This is a genomic window from Microcystis sp. M53598_WE2 (assembly GCF_030067735.1).
Lineage (GTDB): Bacteria > Cyanobacteriota > Cyanobacteriia > Cyanobacteriales > Microcystaceae > Microcystis > Microcystis aeruginosa.
Genome location: NZ_JASJFE010000780.1, coordinates 1 through 3,422 on the forward strand (window position 1 = coordinate 1; position 3,422 = coordinate 3,422).

2 protein-coding genes are annotated in these 3,422 nt (G+C 43.8%); both read right to left on the reverse strand.

From position 1 onward, the window contains the following. Positions 1–814: energy-coupling factor transporter transmembrane component T family protein (locus PX636_RS15915; RefSeq protein ID WP_288117790.1), on the reverse strand; the 814-nt coding region annotated here is incomplete at its 3' end. Between the two features lie 318 nt (positions 815–1,132). Then, positions 1,133–3,301, reverse strand: a complete 2,169-nt coding sequence (locus PX636_RS15920) for a lytic transglycosylase domain-containing protein (protein ID WP_002797960.1) — start codon at positions 3,299–3,301, stop codon at positions 1,133–1,135. Positions 3,302–3,422 lie beyond the last annotated feature (121 nt).

Here is a 3,422-nt window from a genome sequence, read left to right on the forward strand (position 1 = left end):
ATTTTCCCACCCCGAATTTTACATAGAGAATAATTGCCAAAACCAATAAAAATAGAAAGCCAATAATTAATAAATAGTCTTTATTGGTTAAGATTGATTCCTGTAAAAATGTGCGATTAGGATCACCAGAGAAAGCTTTAGCTTGTAGAACTACCTCTAATTTTTGCGATTTAGCCATAGCGTTTAAAATTAAAGGTACAGCGATAGAAGCGTAAATTTTTCCTTTTTGTAACCAACCCATTTTTTCTATTGCTAATCCTCGTAATCTTTGAGCAGAAATAATCGATCGGGATTCTTCTACTAGGAGAGGAAATAAGCGCAGGGTAGAGGAAAAAATAAAGACTATTTTGTAAGGAATTCTGGCTTTAGTTAAACTCACCATCATCTGATTTATATCAGTGGTAAAAATAGCGAGGGGAATAATTAAAACCATGGTGAGAGTTTTAAAGATCACATTTAAACCGTAGAGGGTTCCCTCGACAGTCATTTGAGTAGAACCGACAGTTAATAAGGGAGTTAATTCAGTTTTTCCCGTTAAAGCTTTTACCTGTTCTACATTAAAAAATCCCATGGTAATTAATAAGAATAGATAAAAAGGAGCCATGAATTTTAAAATGGTGAGGAGATAAGACCATTTTACCCCAGCCCAGAGACAAGCTAAAGCGACAATAAGAGTTAGCAAACCGCCAGCGAGGGGACTTTCCCAAGTAAAAGCGATGAGAGTAACCACGATCATCATGGTTAATTTTGTCCGAAAATCTAGGCGAGTAAAAGGAGAATCTCGATCGACGGTTTGCCAGTTAAATGATTGCATAATTAGGAAAAAAGTTAGTAAGTAGCTAGGTGTTAAAAACTGTCAGATGCCCCCCTTATTAAGGGGGATCCCCCCGCCTATCGGCACCCCCCTTATCAAGGGGGGCAGGGGGGATCGGCACACCCCTTATTAAGGGGGGATTAAGGGGGGATATATCTTCAATTTAATTATAACTTTAAGGGAATGAGAACGTAGGTTGGGTTGAAGCATGAAACCCAACGCCCGATTATGTTACGCTACCGCTAACCCATCCTACAAATAATTGTGCCTCCCTACTTACTTAAGGGAATGAGTTAATTACCCATCCCCATCAATCCCCTAGGAAGGGTTAGCAATTCTGTTCATTTGCTCTTGAATTTCGGGGTTATAAATCTGGAGATAATTCCAATAATTACCAAACACCGATTCTATATAACCCTTAGTTTCTCTAAAGGGAATATTCTCAACAAATTCATCGGGATCGCTAAAATCAAAACGCTGTCTCCATTTGGAAACTGCCCCAGGTCCGGCGTTATAACTAGCCACAGCAAAAAGTGAATTTCCTGCGAATTTACCGTGGGTATAATCGAGATACCATGTCCCCATCATAATGTTATCTTCGGGATTAGTTAAAGAATAACTTTTATTGCCAGTATTACCCGCGATATATTTACCCGTATCGGGCATAATTTGCATTAATCCCACTGCCCCCACAGGAGAACGAATTTCTTTTTCAAAGCGGGATTCTTGCCGGATTAAAGCCGTCACTAGCAGGGGATTTAATTGTCTATCTTTTGACCATTGCAGGATGGTATCGTAGTAGGGGAAAGGGAATAAAGCGTGCCAGTATTTATCATTTTGTCGCAGGAGTTTCCAGGCTTTCTTTTCCTCCGGGGTATCTCTTTCTCGCAAGCGCCAAATCAGGTTAATTCCTTCTAAATTTTGATTGCGAGAGAGTTTATAGACACCGAGGTTAAATTGTTCGTCAACGGTTAAATTCCAAGGATCGACAATTTCTGCTTGCCAGAGATTCCAAGCGTCCGTATCTTCACCAATTCGATATAATTCCTTGAAAGCTTCCGAACCAGCGGGGGGATCGTTACGAGTGGCGGGTTTGACGGTGGTAGGATTATAGGAGCGGACAGTGGTAAAATCCCCCACGTCCCAACCTAATAAAACCGCCGAGCGCCAAGCATAATAGGAATGGGGATGACGAGAAATAGTGTAGGTAAAAGCTTGTTTTGCTTCTTGGTTTTTGCCGAGTTTTTGCGCCCATTTTCCCACCCAAAAGGCTGCTTTCGGGGCAGTTTGACTATCGGAATTATTAACCGCAATTGGCTGCGCCCACTGCCACGCCTTGGCGTAATCACCGGATTTAGCGGCTCTTTGGGCCATTAACCAGCGATAATCGGCGGCTTCGTCGGATTTTGGGTATTTATTTAATAAAGTTTGCCATGTTTGACTAGCGGCCTGGGCATTAGTTGAGTTGAGTAATTTGGCTTTCGCTTCCAAAGCTTCCGGGGCGCGATCGGGAAATTGCTTGACAATGCGATCGAGATATGCTATGGCATCGCGGTTAGGAGAAATTTGGGCGAGTCGCAGTAATCCCAAACCGGTTTCTGAGGCCTGGGGATAGGTTTTAATTAATTTTTGGTAAGCGCTGCGAGCTTCTGGCAGTTTTTTGGCAATTTGTAGCCCGCGGGCGTAACGATAGGCTTGTTCGGGGCTAGGAGTGGCTTTAGCGTAGGCTTTATAGGCTTTTTCGTACAATCCCGACTGCCAATAACCTGCCCCAATCATTGCCCAATCCGCCGGAGTTAACTGCTCGGCGTAGTCTTTCACCAAACGATCGCGGGCCTGATTGAGGGTAGGATCAAAAGGATTAGCCTTGGCTAACTGCAACCATAAGGGAAATTGATCGGGATTTTCTTGAAGACGTTGGCGAATTAAAGCCAAAGTACGCGGGTGTCGGGGGTATTCCTTGAGCAATTTTTCATGATAACTGGGGTCGTATTTGCCCAAAGAGTAGTAAGCTTCGGCCACTACGGGCGATTGGGGATAGGTTTCCAGTAATTTTTGCCAAATTTCTTGCGCTTTTTCACTATCGTTGCTTAATTCGTGGGCGCGTCCCTGTTTGAGGAGAATCTGGGGAGCGAGGACAGGATATTGTTTTTCTAAGCCTTCTAATTGTTTTAAAGCCGGACCCCCTTCATATTTTCTCAATAAATCCATGGCCAGGAGATAGCGGGCGCGACTACGATCTAAAGAGGGCGCGTTGGCATCGGCAACATCTTTTAACTTGACATCTCGCTCGGTTTGTGGTAAAGAAGCGCTATCAACCACGGCAGAGGGTTGGTTAGGATCTTGGCTAGGAAGCGACGCACTATTGCGATCGAGCCAAGCGAGAATTTTCGGGTGAAAGAGAAAGAGACTGGTGAGAGTAAAAAGCGCAACCCCAGAACCTAGTCCAAGAATGAGCGGGGTGTGAGGGGGGAATTTCTTAAACATTACCTTATTCAAGACAGTAACTCAACATACATTATCAGTGATCGTGGTGACAGGTTGTTTGTTTCAATCAGGTTGGGGAAGTGGGGAAGTGGGGAAGTGGGAAGTGGGGAAGTGGGGTGTG

Bases quoted from the DNA above. Each gene is read 5' to 3' on its own strand.
- PX636_RS15920 (WP_002797960.1), bottom strand. From the start codon at position 3,301: ATGTTTAAGAAATTCCCCCCTCACACCCCGCTCATTCTTGGACTAGGT.